The organism is Chloroflexota bacterium (assembly GCA_015478725.1).
Classification (GTDB): domain Bacteria; phylum Chloroflexota; class Limnocylindria; order Limnocylindrales; family CSP1-4; genus C-114.
In genome coordinates this window covers 1-20,636 of sequence record JADMIG010000027.1, presented here as the reverse complement: position 1 = coordinate 20,636, position 20,636 = coordinate 1, and the positions used below count along the sequence as shown (strand labels likewise).

The following is a 20,636-nucleotide window of genomic DNA, read 5'->3' as shown; positions in this document are numbered from 1 at the left end:
AGGAGGACGACGCATGCCTGCCGGCATCCCCAATCTGCCCCAGGACGCGCTGACGGCGCAGCGCTTCTCGATCGAGATCGACGGGGTCTCGCTCGCCCAGTTCCAGGAGGTAAGCGGGACGGCCTCCGAGATCGAGGTCATCGAGGTCAAGGAAGTCGATGCCAAGGGCAAGCTGACGCTCAAGAAGCAGATCGGGGCCACGAAGCCGCCGACGATCACCCTCAAGCGGGCGGCGAACGCCTCCATGGACCTCTGGAACTGGCACCAGGCCGCACTCGGCGGAAAGCTCAAGGACGCCCGTCGCAACGGCTCCGTCGTCCAGTACGACTTCGAGTTCCTCGAGGTGGCCCGCTACAACTTCGAGGCCGCCTGGGTCTCGAAGCTGTCCCTCAGCGGCATGAAGGCCGGCGACAACGCGCCGTCCGTGGAGGAGATCACGATCGTCTGCGAGAAGTTCGAGCGGGTGAAGTAGATGATGGCGATCGCGCCGCCGACGCCATCCGCGGAGGCGGCCGGGGTGGGGCTCCGCACGGAGTACCCGTTCGTGCTTCCGCGGGGTTACGTCGATGAGCACGGGACGGTCCATCGCGAGGGCACGATGCGCCTCGCCACCGCCCGCGACGAGATCCAGCCCCTCCGCGATCCCAGGGTCCGCGAGAACGAGGCGTACCTGACGGTCATCCTCCTCTCGAGGGTCGTCACGCGGCTCGGGACGCTCGGGCAGGTCAACCCGGGTGTCGTCGAGGCGATGTTCGCGTCGGACCTGGCGTTCCTCCAGGATCTCTACCGGCGGCTCAATCAGGAGGGGACTTCCCAGGCGGCCGTGACCTGTCCCGCGTGTCAGCACCCGTTCACCGTCGAGATGGGCGGTGGTTCGCCGGGGGGATCGTGACGTACGCGGTCGACCGCCTCTTCGAGGAGATCGCGTACGTCGCCTATCACTTCCACTGGCCGCTGACCGAGATCCTCGACCTCGAGCACGGCATCCGCGAACGCTTCATCGGCGAGATCGTCGCCCTGAACCGCCGCGCGGCCCACGAGGAGTAGCCCGTCGTGCCCTGGTCACTGGCCCGCCTCCTGCGCCGATCGCCCGGGGGTCCGCTCGCGCCACCCGGGCCGGAGGTGTCGCCCACCGCCCCGGACGCCCCGCTGGACGGGAACGAGCCGGCCGAGGCGTGGCGGCGGCTGCCGGCCATGGCCCGGGTCGTCGGCCCGCCGCACCTGACCGCGGCGACACGCGAGTTCGTCGAGGACCTCGCCGGGCGTCGCACGCCGGATCCCATCCTCAGACCGCTCGCCCACGATGTCACCGCGGACGGGCCTGCCGGGCTCGTCTCCGGCCTGGCCGAGCCGTTGATCCGGCCGGCCACCGTGATCCATGCCGCCTCCGCCCGCGCGCTGGACCTCAGGGCGGGTCCCTCCCGGGCGCGCGCCACGACGGTGGTCGGATCGGCATCGGCGAACAGGACGATTGCGGACGACGACGATGATCGCATCGCCCCGATCGCCCCGATGGGGGAGTCGCCGAGGACCCTCGCACCCGTCCCGGACGAGGCCGTCGAACCGCTCCGGACGCTGACGATGGTCGGACCAACGCCGGCGGCCGCCGGCGAGGGGGTCGCCGGCGCGTCACGTCGGGAGGCGCCGCGTGCCGCAGGAACCTCGCTCGCTCGGGCGGTCGAGACGGAGCCGGGGGCCACCCGTCCGACGCCGGTCGACGCCGATCGGCGTCCCGCGGGGAGCGCGGAGGGCCCGCTCATCGAGGCCATCCGGCTGCACGGGGGGATCCGCCGACTCGGGCTCGGCGCTCCGCTCACCCATCGCCCGGAGGGTGCGCCGCCGGTCGGGATCCAGCGCGCGACGGTGCGCTCGACGATGGGACGCGGTCACCTGGACCTCGCATCCGACGCGGAACCGCGGCCCGCGGCCCGCGATGTCCCGCCCGCGATCGAACCGTTCCATGGGGCAGTGCCCCGGGCGCCCCAGGCACTTCGAGTCGTGGGGCTTCCGGTGCAGCTTCTCGGCGAGCGCCGCGGACGCCCCACGAACGAGGAGGGCTCTCTTTCGCCCGTCGAGCCGGGCGATGGGACGATGCGCCGCGAGCCATCGCCAGCACGGGAAGAGGCGGCGGGCGGCACCGAGACGACGGGCGAGGCCACCGACGGGGCGACGGCAGGATCGGGGCGGCAGGCGGGACCGCAGCGTCGGCCGCTCGTCGGCTCTCGGGCCGCGATCGTCACGCGTCCCCTTCCGGCCTCGAGGCCCGGGGACGCCGGCGCTGGCCATCCCACGTTGGTTCCTGTCGACACGGGCGTTCCGTTCCCGAGCGCGATGCCGGGTCTCGGACTCGCCTGGTCCATCGGCGATGGGTGGCAGGGCGCCGACCGCACCGCAGGACCGTCGCCCGGAGAGGAGACCCCTTCCCGGGACATCCCGTCGCGGTCGCCGGGTCTGGTCGCGCCGGAGGCTCCTCGGCCGGCGTGGCAAACGGTTCCCGCTCCCGGAGAAGGCGGGCCAGGTGCCGGCCTCGGGAGGCCGCTCGTCCGTCTCCATGGGTCCAGTCCGGGAATCGACGCGCCGTCCGCGCCGCGGCCGTCCGCGTCCGGGCCGAGCGCCTCGCGCCCGATCGGACTCCCGATCGGACTGTCGATGGGACCGGCAGCGCCGCTGAGCGTCCAGCGGAGCCCCTCCGCTCTCCTGGAGCCGGTCGCGGCGGCGGGCGCCGGAGCACCCGGCTCGGAAACCGTCGGCCCACCCGCCGTCGGCCCGGGCCCGGCGGTGTCCGCTGCCGCTCCGGCGCCCGATCGGGTCGCCGGCACGTCCGCGGAGGGCGCCACCGCCGGAGCGCCGCCGCCTCTCGATGAGGAGCAGCTCGACCTCCTCGCACGACGCCTCTACGGGCGGCTCCGCGAGCGCCTCGGGAGCGAGCTGCTCGTCGATCGCGAGCGGGCAGGCCTGCTCGCAGACGTCTGATGGCGAGACCTGCGATGACGCTCCGACCGACGCCCGGACGAGAGGGCTGCCCCCGTGGGTGAGCCGGGCCTCAGCCTCCGATTCGCCGTGACCATCGACCACTCGACGAATCTCGGCACGTGGACCAAGTGCGAGGGCCTCGCCATCGACTACGAGGTCATGGAGTACTCCGAGGGCGGCAACAACGCGTACGTTCACCGCCTGCCCGGGAGACGGAAGTACGCCAACATCAAGCTCAGCCGGCCGGTCTCCTCCGACACGGCGGCGGTCATGGCCTGGTTGGCATCGGTCCAGGCCGCGGTCGCCCCCGTGACGGCCCGGATCAGCGTCTGCGACACGAACGGGGAGACGGTCGCGACGTGGAACCTGAGCGGAGTCTTCCCGGCGCGGTGGTCCGGTCCGACACTCGATGTCGGCACGAACCAGGCGGCGATCGAGACGCTCGAGCTCGCTCACACGGGGTTCCTCGGTGGACCGGCCTGATGATGCCCGGAGCCGGACCCGTCGCCAAGGCCACGCTCCTCGCGTTCGACCACATGACGCCGCTCGGATCGCTCACCTTCAACTACAACCCGACCCAGATCTCGACGTCCAAGGCGGCGTCCTGGCGCCGTCCCACGACTCGTGCCGCGAGCTCGGCGGCGGACCCCGAGTTCACCGGCTCGCAGCCCCAGACCGTGGACATGGAACTGTTCTTCGACGCCTGGAACGATCCCGCGGGCGACGTCTCGACATCCGTCAACAAGCTCCTCGGCTGGACCCGGCCGACGGACGCCTCTCGCCAGCGACAGCTGCCGCGCCCGCCCGCGGTCGAGTTCCAATGGGGTGTCAGCCGGGCGCTCCAGGGCTTCCGCGGCTACCTCAAGTCGGTCGCCGCCCAGTACACGATGTTTCGCGCCGACGGCGTCCCGATCCGGGCCACCTGCAAGGTGACGATCGAGGAGATCCCGACCGAGCCGTCCGCACAGAACCCGACGTCGGGCGCCCGCGAGAGTCGTCGGAGCGTCGTGATCGACGACGGTGACTCGCTCGCGGCCGTCGCCTACCGCCAATACGGCCAGGCGCCCCTGTGGCGTGCTCTCGCCGCCTTCAACGGGATCGACGATCCCCTTGCTGTCGCACCGGGGACGCGCCTGCTCGTGCCGTCGCTGGCGGAGGCGCGCCGCCTGGCGGCCGTACCGGAGGCATGACCGTGGTCGTGTCGCTTGCCAGCCGGGCGATCGTCGAGATCGACGGGCAGGAACTCCAGGGATCGGTGGCCGCGCTCATGGAGGAGGTCGTGGTGGACGACGACCTCTACCTTCCCGACATGTTCGAGATCCGGATCTCCGACCCGCGCGGCACCACGATCGCGGACACGGGGGTCCGCATCGGATCGCGTTGCCGCGTTTCGGCCACGACCATCGACGACGCGTCGCCGCGGCCGCTCATCAGCGGCGAGGTCACGGCTCTCGAAGGCGAGTACGACGCCTCGGGATCGCGGCTCGTCATCCGGGGCTACGACCATGCGCATCGCCTCATGCGTGGCCGCCGCACGGCCACCTACAACCAGGTCACGGACGGCGACATCGCCGGCCAGGTCGCCGACCGAGCCGGTCTCGGGCGCGGCACGATCGACGACCCCGGCATGGTCCACGAGCAGGTGTCGCAGGCGAACCAGTCGGAATGGGAGTTCCTCAGCGACCGGGCCCGGGCCATCGACTATCGGGTATCGGTGGAGGACGGCAAGCTCAGCTTCGTGAAGCCACGCCACGCCGCCTCGGCGCCCGGTGAGGGCGGGTACGAGTCGGCCGATCCCCTCCAGCTCGTGTTCGGCAAGGACCTTCTCGAGTTCCGGCCGCGCGTCACCGCCGCCGGCCAGGTCGCCTCGGTGGAAGTCCGCGGCTGGAGCGTCGCCAACAAGGCGGCCATCGTCGGCCACGCCGAGGCCGGCACGACCGCCGCCTCCCTCACGGACGACCCCGCGTCGCTCTCCGGACTCTTCGGCAGCCACGCGTTCGTCGCCGTGGACGCCGGTCCCCGCGACGGCCCGTCCGCCGACGCGACCGCCGCCCGCCTCGCGGAGGCCCTCGGCAGTCCGTTCGTGGAAGCCACCGGCGTCGCCAGGGGCGATCCGCGATTGCGGGCCGGCGCGGCCATCAGCGTCTCGCTCGTGGCCGCGCCCTTCGTCGGCCGCTATCTCCTCACGAGCACGCGCCATATGTTCGATCTCGCCAGTGGCTACCGGACCCGGCTTGCCATCAGCGGCCGCCAGGAGCGCTCGCTCATGCGGTTGACGTCGGGCGGGTCGGGCGGGTCGGTCGGGACCGTGGGCCACGCGGGCAGCGGCTCGGAGCGGCTGCCGGGGGTGGTGACCGCCATCGTGGACGACATCGCGGATCCCCAGGGCTACGGCCGGGTCAGGCTCATGTTCCCGTGGCTTTCCGGCGACTACGTCAGTGGCTGGGCGCGGGTGTCCATGCCGGGCGCCGGCGCGAACCGCGGCCTGGTCTGGCTGCCCGAGCACGGGGACGAGGTGCTCGTCGCCTTCGAGCAGGGGGACATCCAGCGGCCGATCGTGCTCGGAGGGCTGTGGAACGGCAAGGACGCGGTCCCGGGCGATCGACCGGACCAGGGAAACCGGGACGTGCGCGCGTTCGTCTCGCGCACCGGACACGCCCTGACCATCACCGAGTCGAGCGACACATCGAAGATCGAGATCGTCTCCGCCGACGGCACCCTGCATGTCACCCTCGACCAGACGAACGGCCAGCTGACCCTGGAGGCTGGCGCGGGCAAGAACCTTTCGCTGAAGGCCGGCGGCGACATCAGGATCGAATCCCAGGGGTCGCTGTCCCTGTCGGGCCAGACGCAGGCCGAGCTGAAGAGCTCCGGCCAGACGAGCGTCAAGGGCACCCTGGTCGCGATCAACTGAGGCGGAGGACGAAAGCCGTGGCTCTGCCGCTCGTCGCCAACGACCAGGTCACCGGTCAGTGTGCCATCCATCTCATCCCGAACCCGGCCACGGGCGCCCCCCAGCCCTCGCCGCCGTTGCCGTTCACGGCGCCCCTGACCGTCGGCCTCGCGACCACCGTCCTCATCGGCGGGAAAGCGGCGGCGGTCCTGGGTTCCTCGGGCGCCAACACCCCGCCGCACGTCGGACTCCACCCGAGCGACCCGTTCCTCGTGCCGCCGATGCAGCAGGGGCTGATCCTGACCGGCTCGCCCACCGTCCTCCTCGGCGGCCAGCCGGCGGCCACGACCGACTCGACGTGCAGCTGCTGCGGCATCCCCGGCGGGACCGCCGTCCCGAGCGTCACCACCGTCACCATCGGCTGAGGAGACGAGATGAACGACGAGTTCATCGGCTCGGGCTGGGCCTTCCCCATCCGCACCGATCCCACCGGCGGCATCGCCCTCGTGACGCACCAGCGCGAGATCGAGGAGAGCATCCGGCTCATCCTCGGGACCGCGCCCGGGGAGCGGCCCATGCGTCCGGAGTTCGGCTGCCACATCCACGACGAGATCTTCTCCGCCGCCGACGCCGCGACCGCCGGCCGGATCGCGGCCGATGTGCGGACGGCCCTGCGGCGCTGGGAGCCGCGGATCGAGCTCCACGACGTGGCGGTGACCCTCGATCCTGACGAGCCGGCCCTGCTCTATGTCGACGTGCGCTACACGATCCGCTCGACGAACGAACCGCGCAACCTCGTCTTCCCGTTCTACACGATCCCTGCGGAGGTGGGCTGAGGTGGCACTGCCCGTGCCGGTCCTCGACGACCGGCGGTTCCAGGACCTTGTAGACGACGCCAAGCGGCTCGTCCAGCAGCGATGCCCGGAGTGGACCGACCACAACGTGTCCGACCCGGGCGTAACGCTCATCGAGGCCTTCGCGTTCATGACCGACCAGCTCATCTACCGCCTCAATCGCGTCCCGGACCGGCACTACGTGAAATTCCTCGAGCTGATCGGCGTGCGCCTCTTCCCGCCGACCGCGGCAAGGACGCCGCTCACGTTCTACCTGACGGCACCGCGGCCGGAGGCGGTCCGGATCGCGACGGGCACCCAGGCCGCGACGGTCCGGACGGAGGCGGATGAGGCGATCGTCTTCGCCACCCTCGAGGATCTCGCCATCGTCCCCACGAGCTTCGCCCGCGCCGCCACGACGGCCGACGGGTCGACCGTGGTCGACCGCACGGACCAGCTCGACAAGGCGAAGGCGTTCGAGGCGTTCGAGACCGTGCCCCAGCCCGGCGACGCGTTGCTCATCGGCCTGAGCGAGCCCGTCCCGTCCTGCGCCCTCAACCTGCGGTTCAGCTGCACGATCGAGGGCGTGGGCGTCGACCCGGAGCACCCGCCGATCGTCTGGGAGGCCTGGACCGGCGAGGACTGGAGCGGGTGCGAACTCGAGCGCGACACGACCGGGGGGCTCAATCGGGACGGCGAGGTCGTGCTCCACGTCCCGCCCGGGCACGCCGCGTCGGTCATCGCCCGGCAGCGCGCTGGCTGGGTGCGGGTGCGGGTCGTCGAACCGGAGGCCGATCGGCCCGCCTACTCGTCGTCGCCGCGGATCCAGGGCGTGAGCGCCGCCACCATCGGCGGCACGACGATGGGTGTCCACGCCGAGATCGTCGGCGACGAAGTCCTCGGCACCAGCGCCGGTGTCGCGGGAGAGCGCTTCCCGCTGCACCGTCGACCCGTGGTCCCGGGCGGGAGCCCGATGAGCCTGCAGGTAAGCGACGGCGAGAGCTGGCTGGATTGGTCGCAGGTCGCCGATTTCGCGGCCTCCGGATCGGATGACCGCCACTTCGTCCTCGACGAGGTCGCCGGCGAGATCCTCCTTGGGCCCGGCGTCCGCGAAGCGGACGGTTCGTACCGCCGCTACGGGGCGGCGCCCGCGAAGGGAGCGCGTCTGCGAGTCGATGGGTACCTGACCGGCGGCGGGCGGCGCGGCAACGTGGCGCGCGGCGCGGTGAGCGTACTGAAATCGTCGATCCCCTTCGTGGCTCGCGTCACCAACCGTCATCCGGCCGTCGGCGGGGTCGATGGCGAGGACATCGAGAACGCCAAGGTCCGCGGACCGATCTCGCTGCGGACCCGCGGCCGGGCGGTGACGACCGAGGACTACGAGCAGATCGTCCGCGAGGCGGCACCCGAGATCGCGCGGGTCCGGGCCGTCGCGGCCGGCGACGGGGCCGACGCCGGATCGGTGCGCGTGCTCGTCGTCCCGGCGGCGGAGGCGGAGGATGGGCGGCTGCGCTTCGAGCAGCTCGTCCCGCCGGAGGCGACACTGGCGCGCATCACGGCCCGCCTCGACGAGTGCCGGATCATCGGTGCCCGCGTGCTCGTCGAGCCGCCGGCGTACCGGGGGGTGACGGTCGTCGCCCGGATCAGACCGCGCCCACGGGCCAACCCCGGTCGTCTGCAGTCGGAGGCCATTCAGAACCTGTATCGCTACTTCGACCCGATCGTCGGGGGCCCCGAAGGCACGGGCTGGCCGTTCGGGCGGCCGGTGCAGGTGGGCGAGGTCTACGCGGTGCTCCAGGGACTGGCGGGGACCGAGATCGTCGAGGATGTGAAGCTGTTCGGCGCCGACCCGACCACCGGCCAGCGCGGCCAGGCGACGCAGCGCCTCGACCTCGACCCCCACACGCTGGTCTTCTCCTATGACCACCAGCTGCTCGTCGAGGGCGCCTGACCGTGCGCGGCCTCGTCTCCGGCCTGCCGTCGCCGCACCCGGTGGCGGCGACGCTGCCCGGCCTCTACCTTGAGGACGACCTCGGCCAGCGGTTCGTCGCCGCCCTCGACGAAACGCTCGCGCCGGTGTTCGCCACGCTCGACGCGTTCCCGGCCTACCTCGACCCGGCCATGACACCGGAGGACGTCCTCGATTGGCTGGCCGGCTGGGTCGGGATGCCGATGGACCAGACGTGGCCGATCGAGCGCCGGCGTGCCCTCGTCGCCTCGGCCGTCGAGCTCTACCGGTCGAGGGGGACGGCGTCGGGCCTCGCGGCGCAGGTTGCCCTGTTCACCGGAGGCGATGTCGAGATCTCCGAATCCGGGGCCGCCGGCTTCTCGGTCGTGCCGAACGCGGCGGTGCCCGGCCAGGCGACCGCGGATCTGCTTGTGCGGATCTCGGTATCCGATCCGAAGGCCGTCGACGCGACCCGGGTCGACGCGCTCGTGCGGGCGGCCAAGCCGGCCCACGTGCCCCACCGCATCGAGATCGTGAAGGCGTCCGGTCCTTCGGCGCGGGCCTCGTAGGATAGGATCGCCGCGCAGGTGGTCGAGGAGACGGCCGATCCGTCCGCCACCGCCGGTATCGGGGATGGCGAGTGATCGTCTGCAGCAAGTGCGGCCACCAGAACGCCGCGATGGACAGCTTCTGCGGCTCATGCGGGAGCTATCTGGAGTGGACCGGCCAGCGCGTCGAGCCCGAGGCGCCGGTCGCGCCGCCTGAGCCCGCAACGGAGGCCGCGAGCCCAGCCGACCGATCGGGCCTCGTCGACCGGGCGCGACGCGTCCTCGGCATGGACGAGGCGGCGACGAGCGTGGCCGCCGGAACCGCAGGCTCGGCCGCAGCGGGCCAGGGCGGAACCGCGGCGGAGTCGGCGACCGACGCGCCGGCACCGGTTGTCGAGCCCGCGCCGGCAGCCACGGTCGTCAGTCGGCGGCGCGTCGTCAGAGCGGTCGCGCCGAAGACGATGGGGCCAGCCCCGGCCCTGCCGAGCGAGGCGCCGCCCGACGCTCCGGCCGAACCTCCGGGCGAGGTCGAGGCGCCAGCCGCTGTCGACACTCCGCTCGACGCTCCGGCCGAGGTCGAGGCGGCGGCCGACCTCCCGAGCGGCATGGTCGAGGTCGATGACGCATCGTCGTCCCGCCCCGGCTCGGGCCTCGAGTTCGTTCCCGTCGTCGCCCCGGCGCCCGTGCCCGCACCCATGTCCGTGTCCGTGCCCGCGCCCGCGCCCGCACCCGTCCGGCCGACCCAACCTCCTCCGATCGTGCCCCGAATGCCCCCGCCGACCTCCCGACCTAGAGCGTCTGCCGCCCCGCCCGCGCCCGCAGCCCCGGTGACACCCCCTGCCGTGCAGCCATCAGCTGTCACGCCGGCGGCGGAGCGACCCAGGTCGGCGCCGCGGCCCGTGGCGATCGAAGAGACGCTGGCTCCGGGCGAGCGACGCTGCGCCAACTGCGGTGCCGGCAACGATCCGCAGCGGCAGTTCTGTCGCCGCTGCGGGGAGTCGCTGGCGGTCCCCATCGCTCCGCTACGTGTTCCCTGGTGGCGCCGGTTGTTCGGCGGTCGATCCCGGGCGCCCGTCTCCGCGGGTGAACGGACCGAGCGAACGCGGGCAGCAGGCCCGGCTCGGGCCCGCGGAGGCGTCGGCAGGGCCCTTCGGAACGTCCTCGCGCTCCTCGCCGTGGCCGCGATCGCGGCGATCGTCACCGGATACGCCGCGGTGCCGGCGGTCCGCTCGGCCGTGGATGGTGCCATCACCTCGGTCCGGATCGCGATCGCTCCGACATACGTTCCTGTCAACACCGCCGGCCGCGCAACCGGGCTCGGGTTGCCGTCGCACCCGCCGGAGGCCGCGTTCGACGGCTTCAGCAACACCTACTGGGCGGCGCCCGCTCGAGCGTCTGCACCGTCCCTCACCGCCCACTTCTCGCCGCCGGCCGACATCGCCAAGATCCTCATCACCAGCGGGGCCTCGGACGCCTTCCAGGCGGAGCCCCGTCCGCACCAGGTCCTCATCGAGTTGCTCGACGGGGCCGGCTCTGTCCTCGCCTCGACGACGGCCCAGCTCACCGACACGCACGATCCTCAGACAGTCGGCCTGGACGCCCATGGCGTCGCCGCCGTCCGCTTCACGATCCAGTCGAGCTATCCGTCGATCTCGGGCTCCAGCGTGTCGATCACGGAGGTCGAGTTCCGAGCGGCGCGCTAGTCCCACAACGAGGGTTATGCTCATCCTGGATGCTCACGGATCCATCGCCGCGTGTGGCTGGCGTGCCTCACAATGCGTGCCGTCGTGCCCGCAGTTCAGCGCCCGGCGATGCTAGACTGCGCTCGTCGCCACGCCCGTGCATGGCATTGGGACACGTCGGGGATGGCCGCACGCGACGGAGGTCAGGTGGCCAGGTTCGTCGATCGAGACATCGATGCGACGCATCGACCAGCCCAGCGTCGATCGTCGAAGATCGCATCGTCCGGGGAACGCGGGATGGCCGCCCCCGACAGCCGGTCGGGCGACGCCGGGCTGCGGGCACGACCGCCCATCGCGCTGGCGGACACGGGCAGCCGGACCCGGGCCCTGGACGCCCTGCAGGGCAGCCATGGCAACCAGGCCGTGCAGCGGCTCATCGACGTCCAGCGCGACGAGGACGAGTGGTCGCTCGACACGCCCCTCGGCTCGGTCGACGTTTCGTACGACCCGTCCACCGGATCGATCAGGGGCAGCGTCGACACGGGCGCAGGCGGTGCCTCGGCCACGTACAACACGGAGACCGGCTCGGCGACTGGAGCAGCCGGCGGCGGCCATTACTCGGCGGCCGGTTCCTACGCCGCCGATACCGGCGAGGTCAGCGGGAGCGTGGCCAGCGCCAGGGACAGCGCATCGGGCTCGTACAACACCGAGACCGGCTCGGGCTCTGGGGAGGTGACGACGCCGAGCGGTTCAGGCTCTGGCTCGTACGATGCAGGGACCGGGGAGGTCACGGGCGCGGTCGCCGTCGGTGGCTACGGAGCGTCGGGCTCGTACAACACCAGGGGAGAGGACCAGGCATCGGCGCAGGGATCGGCCACCAAGGCCTCACCGGCCGGGCTCTCGAGCGGCAGGGATGAGGATGTGCCACGGGCGACCCAGGGCCAAGCCGGGCCAGCCCGGCCGACGCTTGCGAGGGGCAGCCAGGGGAGGATGGTCGGCGACCTCCAGCAGCGCCTGATCGGCGCCGGCTTCCCATGCGGCGCCGCGGACGGCATCTTCGGGCCGAAGACCCAGCGGGCCGTCGTTGCCTTCCAGGAGGCCAACGGCCTCGCCGCGGACGGGATCGCGGGCCGGCGCACGTGGGCCGCGCTCGGCGCCTAGGCCCGGGCCGCCAACCGATCGGGTCGGGCCTTCAGAAGGAGTTCGCGAAACTGTCGCCGCCGATGGTCTTGAGGACCTTCGTCCGGATCTCGGGGCAGGAGGCCTCGGTGAGGGAATCCATCGCGGCCGAGTTGGGCAGGACACGGGACGAATCCGCCGCGATCCAGTTCGCATAATCGATGGCCAGCTCGGCGATCGCCCCGCCGGTCGACCCGGCTTGCTGGAGGGCCGGGACCTCCGAGGTGAGGAAGGCGCACAGGGCCGCCCCATCCCCGGCGCTGGCCGCCGACGGCTTGGGCGAGGCGGTCGAGGGGCTGGCGGAGGCAGCTGCCGTGGACGCCGCTGCCGTGGAGGCCGCCGACGACGGGCTGCCGGCCTGCGGCGAGGCGGCGGCACCGCCGCCGCAGGCGGCGGCCAGCAGACTCACGGCGAGTACGAGCGCACGAGCAGGAAGGTTCACGAGGTTCCCCCGGATGCGTGGCAAATGGGCCGACGGATCGTACCAGTCTCGGCCGCAGCGAACCGGGCTTTCTGGCAACGCCGGTCGTCAGCCGACGGCCGCCGCGATCTCCGGGTCCCCGGCGACGCCGAGCCTGGCGAGCATGCGTCCGTAGGCCTGGCGCACCGTCGCGGCCGCCGCCGGGTCCCCGGCCCGCTCGCGAGCCGTCGCGAGGAGGCGCCAGAGGCCGTCGTTGTACGGATCCACCCGCAGACCCGACGAGCAGGCTTCCGCCGCCGCCACGGGTTCGCCGTCGAGCAGGAGCTCCGCCAGCGTCCGGGCGGCGTCGGCGACGGCCGTGCGGACCTCCTCCCGACGACCGACCACCCAATCGGCGGGCCCGTCTTCGGGGAGAAGCTCGCTTGCCCCGAGTCCGAGGGCGATGCGGAACTGTTCCGCGGCCTCCGCGATGCGGCCGCGAGACCGCGCCGCACGCCCGGCGGAGACCGCCTCGAGGACATCGATGAGGTCCACCCGACTGCCGGGCGGCAGCGAGAGGCGGTACGCATCACCCTCCCGAACGAGCGCGCCGGCGAAGCCGGACGCGGCGAGTTCGCGGCGGAGTCCGGACAACGCCACATGGAGATTCCGGGCGGCGGTCTGGGGATCCGCGTCGGGCCAGAACGTCGCCGCGAGCACCTCGCGGTGGAGCAGCCGGCCGGCATCGAGCGCGAGGAGTCGAAGCAGGGCCCGCGGTCTCGGCTTCATCGCCGACAGGTCCACCGTCCGTCCCCCGACGGCGAGCGAGAAGCCACCGAGGAGGTGCAGGTCCACCGGCGGAACCTCCGACGCCTTCGTCCGCGGAGCGGCCACTCCCGGCGCGGCGTTGCTCGACGTGGGGTCGCCCGGAGCTGCGTCGCCCGCGTCTGAATGGCGCGACCCCGGGGCGCGAAGCCCGGTATCGATGCGGGCCGCATTCGCCAGCGCGAGGTGCTCGCCGGCGCGATCCGGGCTCGACTCCGCCAACGCTTCGTGCACGAGCACGCGGGCGCCCGGGACGGCGGCGTTGCGCACCAGGCTCTCAGCCTGGAGTGCCCTGTCGCGAGCATCGGCCAGTCCGAGGCGGGCGGCCGCGAGTGCCTCGAGCGCTCGGGCCCACGTCTCGAGCGTGAGCGCGCCGAGGATCCGCGCCGCCCGCGACGCCGCCTCCGCGGCCGCGAGCGCGGCCTCGAGGGTCGCCGGCGTCGGTCGCGGGCGATCGAGCCCGGCCCAGGCATCGATGAGCCCGGCGACCGTATCTCCCCAGCCCGCTCCGAGCCCTGCGGCGCCCCAGCCGCTGTGGCCGATCTCCGCATCGGACGGCGGGTTCGCGAGGACGGTGGCGGCCCGGGCCAGGCGCGCGAGCCACAGCAGCCCGGCGTTCTCCGCGCTCGCAACGGCCAGCTCCAGCTCGGCGGACGCCGCCGGGTCGCCGGTCAGCGCATGGGCGGTCCCGATCCCGATGCCGGCGGCGATCGCCACGGGCGGGTCCGTCGCCGGGTCCCGGGCGACGTCCGTGAAGACCACGACGGCGTCGAGCGGGCGTCCGGCGAGCAGGTGGCCGAGGCCGGCCGCGAGTCGGTCGCCCGGCTCGGGCACGGCGGGATTCCCGTCCCGGTCCGTGTCGGCGGGACGGCCCCGCGCGCTGGCGGTCATGCCTGCCAGGACCGCTCGGCGCCCGAGCGGATCGCGAGCCAGTGCCGCCCGGATGGAGCCGGGCCAGTCGTCGACCGGGCGGGCCATCGGGTCGAGAAAGGCGGCGAGGGCGAGCCGCTCGCGGCGGCAGGTGACGGCGGCATCGGCTGCCCCGAAGACCGCCTCGGCCCGCCCGAACGCCTCCATCGACGCCCTCCACTGGCCGTCTGCCCGGAGACGGCGCGCCGAGGCGACGATGAGCCACGGATCCTGGTCGAGCAGGGCCGCAGGGACCGCGTCGAGCCACGAGGTCGCGGCGGCGCTGGAGCCCGAGGCGAGCGCCGGCCCGCCGGCCCCGACCACCCGCGCCGCGGCTTCCCAGGACTCGCCCCGGCAGTACGCGGCGAGCGCCTCGGCGATCGCGCCCTCCCGCTCGAGGAGGCTGCCGGCACGCGTCGACCAGAGTCGCGCCCCCGCCTCGCCTCGCTCCTCCACGAGCAGGCCCTCGAGGTGGCCCCGCAGCACCTCGTGGTAGCGGTACGTGCCGTTGCCGTCCACGGAGACGGTGAAGACCTGCCGCCGTTCGAGCTCGGCCAGCCGCGCGCCGCTGCCGTCGCGCTCGAGGAACGCGTCGCACAGCGGCCCGGTGAGCCGCCGCAGGACGCAGGTGTCCACGACGAAGCGACGGAGGTCCTCGGGCAGCTCGTCGATGACGTTGCGGGCGAGGTACTCGCGGAGGAGTCGCGAGCCGGACCCGAGAACGTCGAGAAGGTTCGTCCGCTCGGCCGGCGACTTGCCGCGGGTGGCGAGATGGAAGAGCTGGAGTCCCGCCGCCCAGCCTTCCGTGCGCCGGGCGAGGCGGGCGAGCTCCTCCGGCCGCAGCGACTCACCATAGAAATCGCGAAACAACAGCTCGATCTCCCACGGCCGGAACCGGAGGTCGTCGCCCGTGATCTCCAGGAGGCCTTCGGCGACGCGGCGGCGCGACAGGTTGAACGACGGCAGGGCGCGGGTCCCGGCTGCCAGAGCCAGCCACGGCTCGGTGTAGTCGAGGAACCGCTCGAGCGTCGACTCGGCCGCCGAGCCCGCCAGCGTGTGCAGGTCGTCGATCACGAGCAGAAGGCGACCGCCGGGCCAGGCTTCGAGAGAGCGAGCGGCGACCTCGACGCTCGTCCATGGGTCGGCCGCGACCGCGGCGGCGATGTCGGCGCCGCCCGCCTCGGCCACGGCCGCGCGCAGGTAACCGAGCAGGGCGAGGGGATCGCCGTCCGTGCCTTCGGCCCGATACCACGCGGTCGGCACCCCGGTTGTGGCGGCGGCCTCCGCCCAACCCGCCAGCAGGGTCGACTTTCCCGAACCCGCGGGCGCCACGACGAGCGTCAGTCGACGGTGCCACAACTCTTCGAAGTGGCGGCCGAGCCGCTCCCTTCCGAGCGCGCGGATGCGAGGGATCCGGACCTTGGACGGCACGATGCCGCCGTCCTTCGACCAATCAGGGATCATCGCGTGGCGGACCTGCGCTCTCGTGACCTTCGAGCTCCCGGTGCCACCGGGGGGCTCATTCTCACAGGACGGACCGCCCCGGTCCAGCCCCAAAGGTCGATCGGCGGGACGCCGCTGGTCCTCATCGTCGACCTGACCGTCTGCTAGATTGGGCGCCACGGTCACGGGGTCACCGCGAACGACCGGCGACACGGAATGGGAGTGCGTGGGCTCGGTGGTGGACGGCACGGCGACAGGGGGCACGGGATCAGGGGCAGCAGGCGCCGCGGGAGGCGGCGCCAGCGGTGGCGGAGGACTCGGCGGCCTCGTGTCGACCGCGGCCCTCCCCGCGATCGGTGCCGGCCTCCTCGCCGGCGTGGTTGTCACCGGATCCCTGCTGGCCAGCGGCCTCGTTCGCATCGGCGGCGCACCCGCGACCGGCGCAGGCCCCCTCCTTGCGCTCCTGGCGTGCCCGGGCTCCGGTCAGGTCCTCACGGCGGTGGATCCGGGTTCGAAGTTCCTCGTGACCGCGCGCAGTGCGGATGGTGCCTGGCTGCGCGTCTACTTCCCGGTGCCGAACGTCAGCGGTGCCTGGGGGCCGGCCTCGCGGATCAATGTCAGTGGCGACACCGGGACGCTGCCCGTCGCTGGCTGCGAGGCGCCCTCGGCCGCCCCATCCCCGCCGCTCGTCGCCGAGGTCACACCGACGCCCGAGCCGTCGCCGTCGCCCTCCGTGGCGCCTTCCCCGTCGCCGAAGCCCTCGGCCAGCCCTTCTCCCTCGCCGCGCCCCACTCCGACGCACACTCCCCGCCCGACGAGCACCCCCCGCCCCACCCCCCGCCCGACCCCGGCGCCGACACCGACCCCGGCGCCGACACCGACCCCGGTGCCGACGGACGCGCCGCCGACGGCGGCGATCGTCTCGGTCTTCTCCATCGACACCGACGGCCGGACGGTGGCACCCGTCCTCTCGACGGACCCGGCGTGCGTCCAGGTGACGCTGGCCGTGTCGGCGCGCGATCCGGACGGGCGGATCCTGTCCGTGGTCCTGTTCTTCCAGCCGTATCTACGGGCCATGGAGCAGTTGGCGATGTCACCGTCGACGCAGCCGGACACCTGGGTCGTGACCACGACGGGCAACCCGAACTGGCCGCCGCCACCAGCCGGCGCCGTGTACACGGTTCCGTACTCTGTGGCGGTCACGGATACGGGAAAGCAGCAGGTGATTGTGCCGGGCACCACGCCGATCCAGGAGGTGGCCTGTGGCCGGTAGACCGCCGGGCGGATGGGATCGATGACCGTGCCCGGGATCGCGACGCTGCTCCGATTCGTGCTGGCTGCCGCCGTCGGCTCCAGCGTGACCCTCATCGCGTCGGGGGCGACGCAGCCGGGGCCACAGTCGCTCGCCCGTCCCGGTCCGGCTAGCCTGTACGACGTCACGACTCCCGAGGGCCCGGCTGGATTCGGGCTCCTGTCCGTCAGCGGCGCCAGCCAGTCCCTGGCGGCCCCTCCCGGCGGCGGCGCCCAGCTCATCTCCTTCACATCGAACCCCGTCCCGTCGAACGCGCCGGCAGGTTTCCGGCCCGCCTGGTGGAGTGCCTCGAGTCTTCCCCGGGTCCCGGCCACCACCCAGTTCGACGGGGGGCCGCTGCAGGCCTACAACTGCACGATGGCCTCGGGTGCGATGCTCGCCCGCCTCGGCTTCGGGATCGTCACCACCGGCAGCAAGCTCCGCGCTCTCCAGGCCGACCAGGTCGGCGGCACCACGCTCGCCGACCTCGAGCAGGCGGTCGGCAGTGGCTGGGGGATCCACTTTCCTGCGGCGGCCCTCACGCCGCTCCAGTTCCGCGCCCTCATCTACGCCGGCGCCGGCGCCGTCCTGCAGGGCGTCTACGGGGTCTTCCCGGCATCGCGCCGCATCGAGCCGACATTCACCGGCAATCACGCCATCTACATCGACGGCTTCCGACTCCCATCCGCCAGCCAGCCGGCGGCCTACTACGTCATCGATCCCCTCGGCCTTCCGTGGACCGGGTACCACGGTGACTGGTGGCCGGCCGACCAGGTCGAGCAGTTCGCCACGGCGCTCGGCGGCGGCTCCATGTGGACCGCCTGGGCCTTCGCCGGCGGCATCGTGCCCGCCCACCCGCCGGTGCTGCCACCCGAGGCGTATCCGACGACCAGCCCGAGCTCCGGCCCGTCACCCAGCGGTCCGATCGCCACGCCGTCCCCGACCACCGCCACCCCGTCCCCGAGCGCCTCGGCCGTCCCGCTGCCGACCGGGGCGCCGAGCCCACCGGACTCGAGCACCGGGGACCAGGCGCCGGTGATCCCGACAACGATCGCGCCGTTCGCCCACCTCCTCGCCACCGTGGACACGTCCCCGATCGCCGCGATCCTCGGGATCTGCTTCGCCCAGCCGGTCCCGAGCGGCTGTCCGCCGGGCCTGACCGGCGTCTACCAGGGCGGTGTCGTCGGCCCGCCTCCTGCCCCCACGGCGCCGCCCCCCGTCGCTCTCCTCTACGCGAGCATCCCGCAGCCGGGTGAGGCGCAGGTCATCTTCACGGCTCTCGGGTCCGGTGCGTCGTTCGGGTTCTGGTCCGGCGGTGGCGGCGCCGTGCAGCCGCCGTCCTCGCTCGAGGCCGCCGTCCTCGGTGGGAAACAGGTCTGGATCGCGACGTTCGCCGTCCAGGCCGGCCAGTCGGTCAACTTCATGGCTGCCACGAGTGGCCCGGGGGTCCGTGGGGTTTCGGGCCTTGGGACGATCAGCGTCGGCGGGTGACGTCGTTCGCTACGAACCGTCCTTCTAAAAGTCGTGGGTCAGGCCGGCGGGCTGACGGTCAGCGACGAGTCGTTGACGTTCGTGACCTCGAGCTTGAAGCTGGAATTGCTCGCATCCTTGATCCCGACCCCCTCGATCGCCACGAGGTAGGAGCCGTCGACCGCGACCCACAGGTCGATCGTCCCGCCGGGCGGGATCGTTGGTTGACCGGCGGGGACTGGCGTCGAGTGGTCGCCGTGGAGGTGGACGGTCTGGACCCCGTTCTTTTGCTCGATCCCGACCGTCTGGAGCAGCTTCAGCTCACCGTGCTTGTTCATCGCGACGATGAATGTGCCGGGATCGAACGACGAGGTCATGGACAGGGCGACGCTCGCGGGAATCGCGTTCTTGACGAAGGTCCCGGTGCCCTCATCCATCCACACAGAGGTCCCGATCGAGATGAGCCTGATGGTGTGTCCCCCGAACGTGGAGGTGAAGCTCTCCGCCGGCACGGGCTTGCGGACGACGACGATGGTCGCCCCGCCCGAGTCCGACCCGCCGGTCGTGGTGATGGTCACCTTGTAGGAGGTGAGGTTCGAGAGCGCCGTGGCCGACCCGCTCACATCCCCGATGCTCGGTGCAGCCGATGGGGCGGACGTCGCTGGAGCTGACGTCGCGGCGGCCGGGGCCTGGCTGGCTGGCGCGGAGGGTGCGACGCTCCCTCCCGCGGCATTGCTCGCGGCCGGCGCCGTCGTGGCAGATGACCCTCCGCACGCCGCGAGGAACAGTGAGCATGTCCCCGCCAGGACCATGCGGCGGAACCGGATGTCTCGCATGACACGACCTCCTCCCCGGGGACGCGTCGTCCACGACGGCGGCGCACCTGGCGTGGGCCGATGATGGGCCCAGGGTGCGTGGAGGTCAATGCTTCCGTCACCAGGACCGGCGGATGCCGCGGCGCTACGATAGCCCCATGGTCGACCTCCCAGCCACCGAACGGCCGCCCTTCGTGGCGGCGCACGACCGCTACGCATCGATGACCTATCGCCGGACCGGCCGAAGCGGCCTGGACCTGCCGGCCATCTCGCTCGGCCTGTGGCACAACTTCGGAGAGGACCGGCCGCTCGCCACGCAGCGGGCGATCGTGCGGCGCGCCTTCGACCTGGGTGTCACCCATTTCGACCTCGCCAACAACTACGGCCCGCCGTACGGCTCGGCGGAGGAGAACTTCGGCCGGATCCTCGCCTCCGACCTGCGGCCCTACCGCGATGAGCTCGTCATCTCCACCAAGGCCGGCTGGGACATGTGGTCGGGGCCGTACGGCTTCCTCGGCTCGCGCAAGTACCTCCTCGCGAGTCTCGACCAGAGCCTCGCCCGGATGGGCCTCGACTACGTTGACATCTTCTACTCGCACCGGTTCGACGCGGACACGCCGCTCGAGGAGACGATGGGCGCGCTCGATGCGGCGGTCCGCGCGGGCAAGGCGCGTTACGTCGGCATCTCGTCGTACTCGGCCGAGCGGACCCAGGAGGCGATCGCGATCCTCCGCGCGCTCGGCACGCCATTGCTCATCCACCAGCCCTCGTACTCGATGCTCAACCGCTGGGTGGAGGGTGGCCTCGTGGACGTCCTCGGCCGCGAGGGCGTGGGCTGCATCGCGTTCTCACCGCTCGCCCAGGGCCTCCTGACGGACCGCTACCTCTCCGGCATACCGGCCGCCTCGCGGGCGACGCGCGGCAGCTCCTTCTCCTCCGACATGCTCAGCGAGGCGAACCTCGCCAAGGTCCGGGCGCTCAACGAGATCGCGCGGAGGCGTGGCCAATCGCTCGCCCAGATGGCGATCGCCTGGGTCCTCCGCGACCCGCGGGTGACCTCGACGGTCGTGGGGGCGAGCTCGGTCGCGCAGCTGGAGGACAGCCTGCGGGCGCTCGAGCGGCTCGATCTCGACCCGGACGAGTTGAGCGAGATAGACCGGCATGCGACGGAGAGCGAGATCAACCTCTGGGTCGGCCCGAGCACCGCGTGATGACGCACCAGAGCGAAAGCGGCCGCGACCGGAACGAGCGGAGCGAGCACGACCGCAAGGCGCGGTCGTACGAGGAGACGACCGGCAATCCGTACCACCTCTCGAAGGGCGTGCGGACGGGCGTCGGTGTCCTGGTTCTGGTGGTGGCGATCGCCGTGACGGCGCTCTTCGTCGGCGGCCTCATCCACTGGTAGCCCGCGACCGCCTGCGGCCGCC

At 72.6% G+C, this 20,636-nt stretch carries 20 protein-coding genes; 17 read left to right on the top strand and 3 right to left on the bottom strand.

The window, feature by feature from the left end; genetic code table 11:
- Positions 1 to 13 precede the first annotated feature (13 nt).
- From IVW53_12875 to IVW53_12815, 13 genes are all read left to right on the top strand, one after another.
- Positions 14 to 472 (top strand): phage tail protein, encoded by a 459-nt coding sequence (locus IVW53_12875; GenBank protein ID MBF6606467.1) that lies wholly within the window; start codon positions 14 to 16, stop codon positions 470 to 472.
- The gene (locus IVW53_12870; GenBank protein MBF6606466.1) at positions 473 to 892 is read left to right on the top strand and encodes a hypothetical protein; all 420 of its coding nucleotides are present in this window, start codon (positions 473 to 475) and stop codon (positions 890 to 892) included.
- On the top strand, positions 889 to 1,047 hold the full coding sequence (locus IVW53_12865; protein MBF6606465.1) for a hypothetical protein: 159 nt from the start codon (positions 889 to 891) through the stop codon (positions 1,045 to 1,047). Before IVW53_12870 ends, IVW53_12865 begins: the two co-directional genes overlap by 4 nt.
- A gap of 6 nt (positions 1,048 to 1,053) precedes the next feature.
- Entirely contained in the window at positions 1,054 to 2,973 is a 1,920-nt protein-coding gene (locus IVW53_12860; GenBank protein MBF6606464.1) for a hypothetical protein, read from the top strand.
- A 54-nt stretch (positions 2,974 to 3,027) separates the two neighbouring features.
- Positions 3,028 to 3,456: a phage tail protein gene (locus IVW53_12855; GenBank protein ID MBF6606463.1), complete on the top strand. Its 429-nt coding sequence runs from the start codon at positions 3,028 to 3,030 to the stop codon at positions 3,454 to 3,456.
- A complete protein-coding gene (locus IVW53_12850) occupies positions 3,456 to 4,163 on the top strand; it encodes a LysM peptidoglycan-binding domain-containing protein (GenBank protein ID MBF6606462.1) in 708 nt (235 codons plus the stop codon). Before IVW53_12855 ends, IVW53_12850 begins: the two co-directional genes overlap by 1 nt.
- A complete protein-coding gene (locus IVW53_12845) occupies positions 4,160 to 5,887 on the top strand; it encodes a VgrG-related protein (GenBank protein MBF6606461.1) in 1,728 nt (575 codons plus the stop codon). The genes IVW53_12850 and IVW53_12845 overlap by 4 nt, the downstream gene beginning before the upstream one ends.
- 17 nt (positions 5,888 to 5,904) lie before the next feature.
- The gene (locus IVW53_12840) at positions 5,905 to 6,291 is read left to right on the top strand and encodes a PAAR domain-containing protein (GenBank protein ID MBF6606460.1); all 387 of its coding nucleotides are present in this window, start codon (positions 5,905 to 5,907) and stop codon (positions 6,289 to 6,291) included.
- A 9-nt stretch (positions 6,292 to 6,300) separates the two neighbouring features.
- The gene (locus IVW53_12835; protein MBF6606459.1) at positions 6,301 to 6,702 is read left to right on the top strand and encodes a GPW/gp25 family protein; all 402 of its coding nucleotides are present in this window, start codon (positions 6,301 to 6,303) and stop codon (positions 6,700 to 6,702) included.
- 1 nt (position 6,703) lies between these two features.
- On the top strand, positions 6,704 to 8,650 hold the full coding sequence (locus IVW53_12830; GenBank protein MBF6606458.1) for a putative baseplate assembly protein: 1,947 nt from the start codon (positions 6,704 to 6,706) through the stop codon (positions 8,648 to 8,650).
- A 2-nt stretch (positions 8,651 to 8,652) separates the two neighbouring features.
- Positions 8,653 to 9,216 carry a phage tail protein gene (locus tag IVW53_12825; protein MBF6606457.1) on the top strand — a complete coding sequence of 188 codons (564 nt, stop codon included), beginning with the start codon at positions 8,653 to 8,655 and terminating at the stop codon, positions 9,214 to 9,216.
- Positions 9,217 to 9,287: 71 nt separating this feature from the next.
- Complete coding sequence (locus IVW53_12820) at positions 9,288 to 10,898, top strand: hypothetical protein (protein MBF6606456.1); 1,611 nt, start codon at positions 9,288 to 9,290, stop codon at positions 10,896 to 10,898.
- Between the two features lie 276 nt (positions 10,899 to 11,174).
- Entirely contained in the window at positions 11,175 to 12,038 is an 864-nt protein-coding gene (locus IVW53_12815; protein MBF6606455.1) for a peptidoglycan-binding protein, read from the top strand.
- Between the two features lie 31 nt (positions 12,039 to 12,069).
- On the opposite strand, the gene IVW53_12810 is transcribed toward IVW53_12815, so the two are convergent.
- Complete coding sequence (locus IVW53_12810) at positions 12,070 to 12,522, bottom strand: hypothetical protein (GenBank protein MBF6606454.1); 453 nt, start codon at positions 12,520 to 12,522, stop codon at positions 12,070 to 12,072.
- A gap of 63 nt (positions 12,523 to 12,585) precedes the next feature.
- The gene (locus IVW53_12805) at positions 12,586 to 15,654 is read right to left on the bottom strand and encodes a winged helix-turn-helix domain-containing protein (protein ID MBF6606453.1); all 3,069 of its coding nucleotides are present in this window, start codon (positions 15,652 to 15,654) and stop codon (positions 12,586 to 12,588) included.
- Positions 15,655 to 15,961: 307 nt separating this feature from the next.
- Between IVW53_12805 and IVW53_12800 the strand changes: the two genes are divergently transcribed.
- Both IVW53_12800 and IVW53_12795 read left to right on the top strand, forming a co-directional pair.
- Positions 15,962 to 16,906 (top strand): hypothetical protein, encoded by a 945-nt coding sequence (locus IVW53_12800; GenBank protein MBF6606452.1) that lies wholly within the window; start codon positions 15,962 to 15,964, stop codon positions 16,904 to 16,906.
- A gap of 21 nt (positions 16,907 to 16,927) precedes the next feature.
- On the top strand, positions 16,928 to 18,415 hold the full coding sequence (locus tag IVW53_12795; protein MBF6606451.1) for a hypothetical protein: 1,488 nt from the start codon (positions 16,928 to 16,930) through the stop codon (positions 18,413 to 18,415).
- Positions 18,416 to 18,453: 38 nt separating this feature from the next.
- On the opposite strand, the gene IVW53_12790 is transcribed toward IVW53_12795, so the two are convergent.
- The gene (locus tag IVW53_12790; protein MBF6606450.1) at positions 18,454 to 19,017 is read right to left on the bottom strand and encodes a hypothetical protein; all 564 of its coding nucleotides are present in this window, start codon (positions 19,015 to 19,017) and stop codon (positions 18,454 to 18,456) included.
- 350 nt (positions 19,018 to 19,367) lie between these two features.
- On the opposite strand from IVW53_12790, the gene mgrA reads away from it, so the two are divergent.
- Entirely contained in the window at positions 19,368 to 20,420 is a 1,053-nt protein-coding gene (gene mgrA, locus IVW53_12785) for an L-glyceraldehyde 3-phosphate reductase (GenBank protein ID MBF6606449.1), read from the top strand.
- Positions 20,420 to 20,614: a hypothetical protein gene (locus IVW53_12780; protein ID MBF6606448.1), complete on the top strand. Its 195-nt coding sequence runs from the start codon at positions 20,420 to 20,422 to the stop codon at positions 20,612 to 20,614. The genes mgrA and IVW53_12780 overlap by 1 nt, the downstream gene beginning before the upstream one ends.
- Positions 20,615 to 20,636 lie beyond the last annotated feature (22 nt).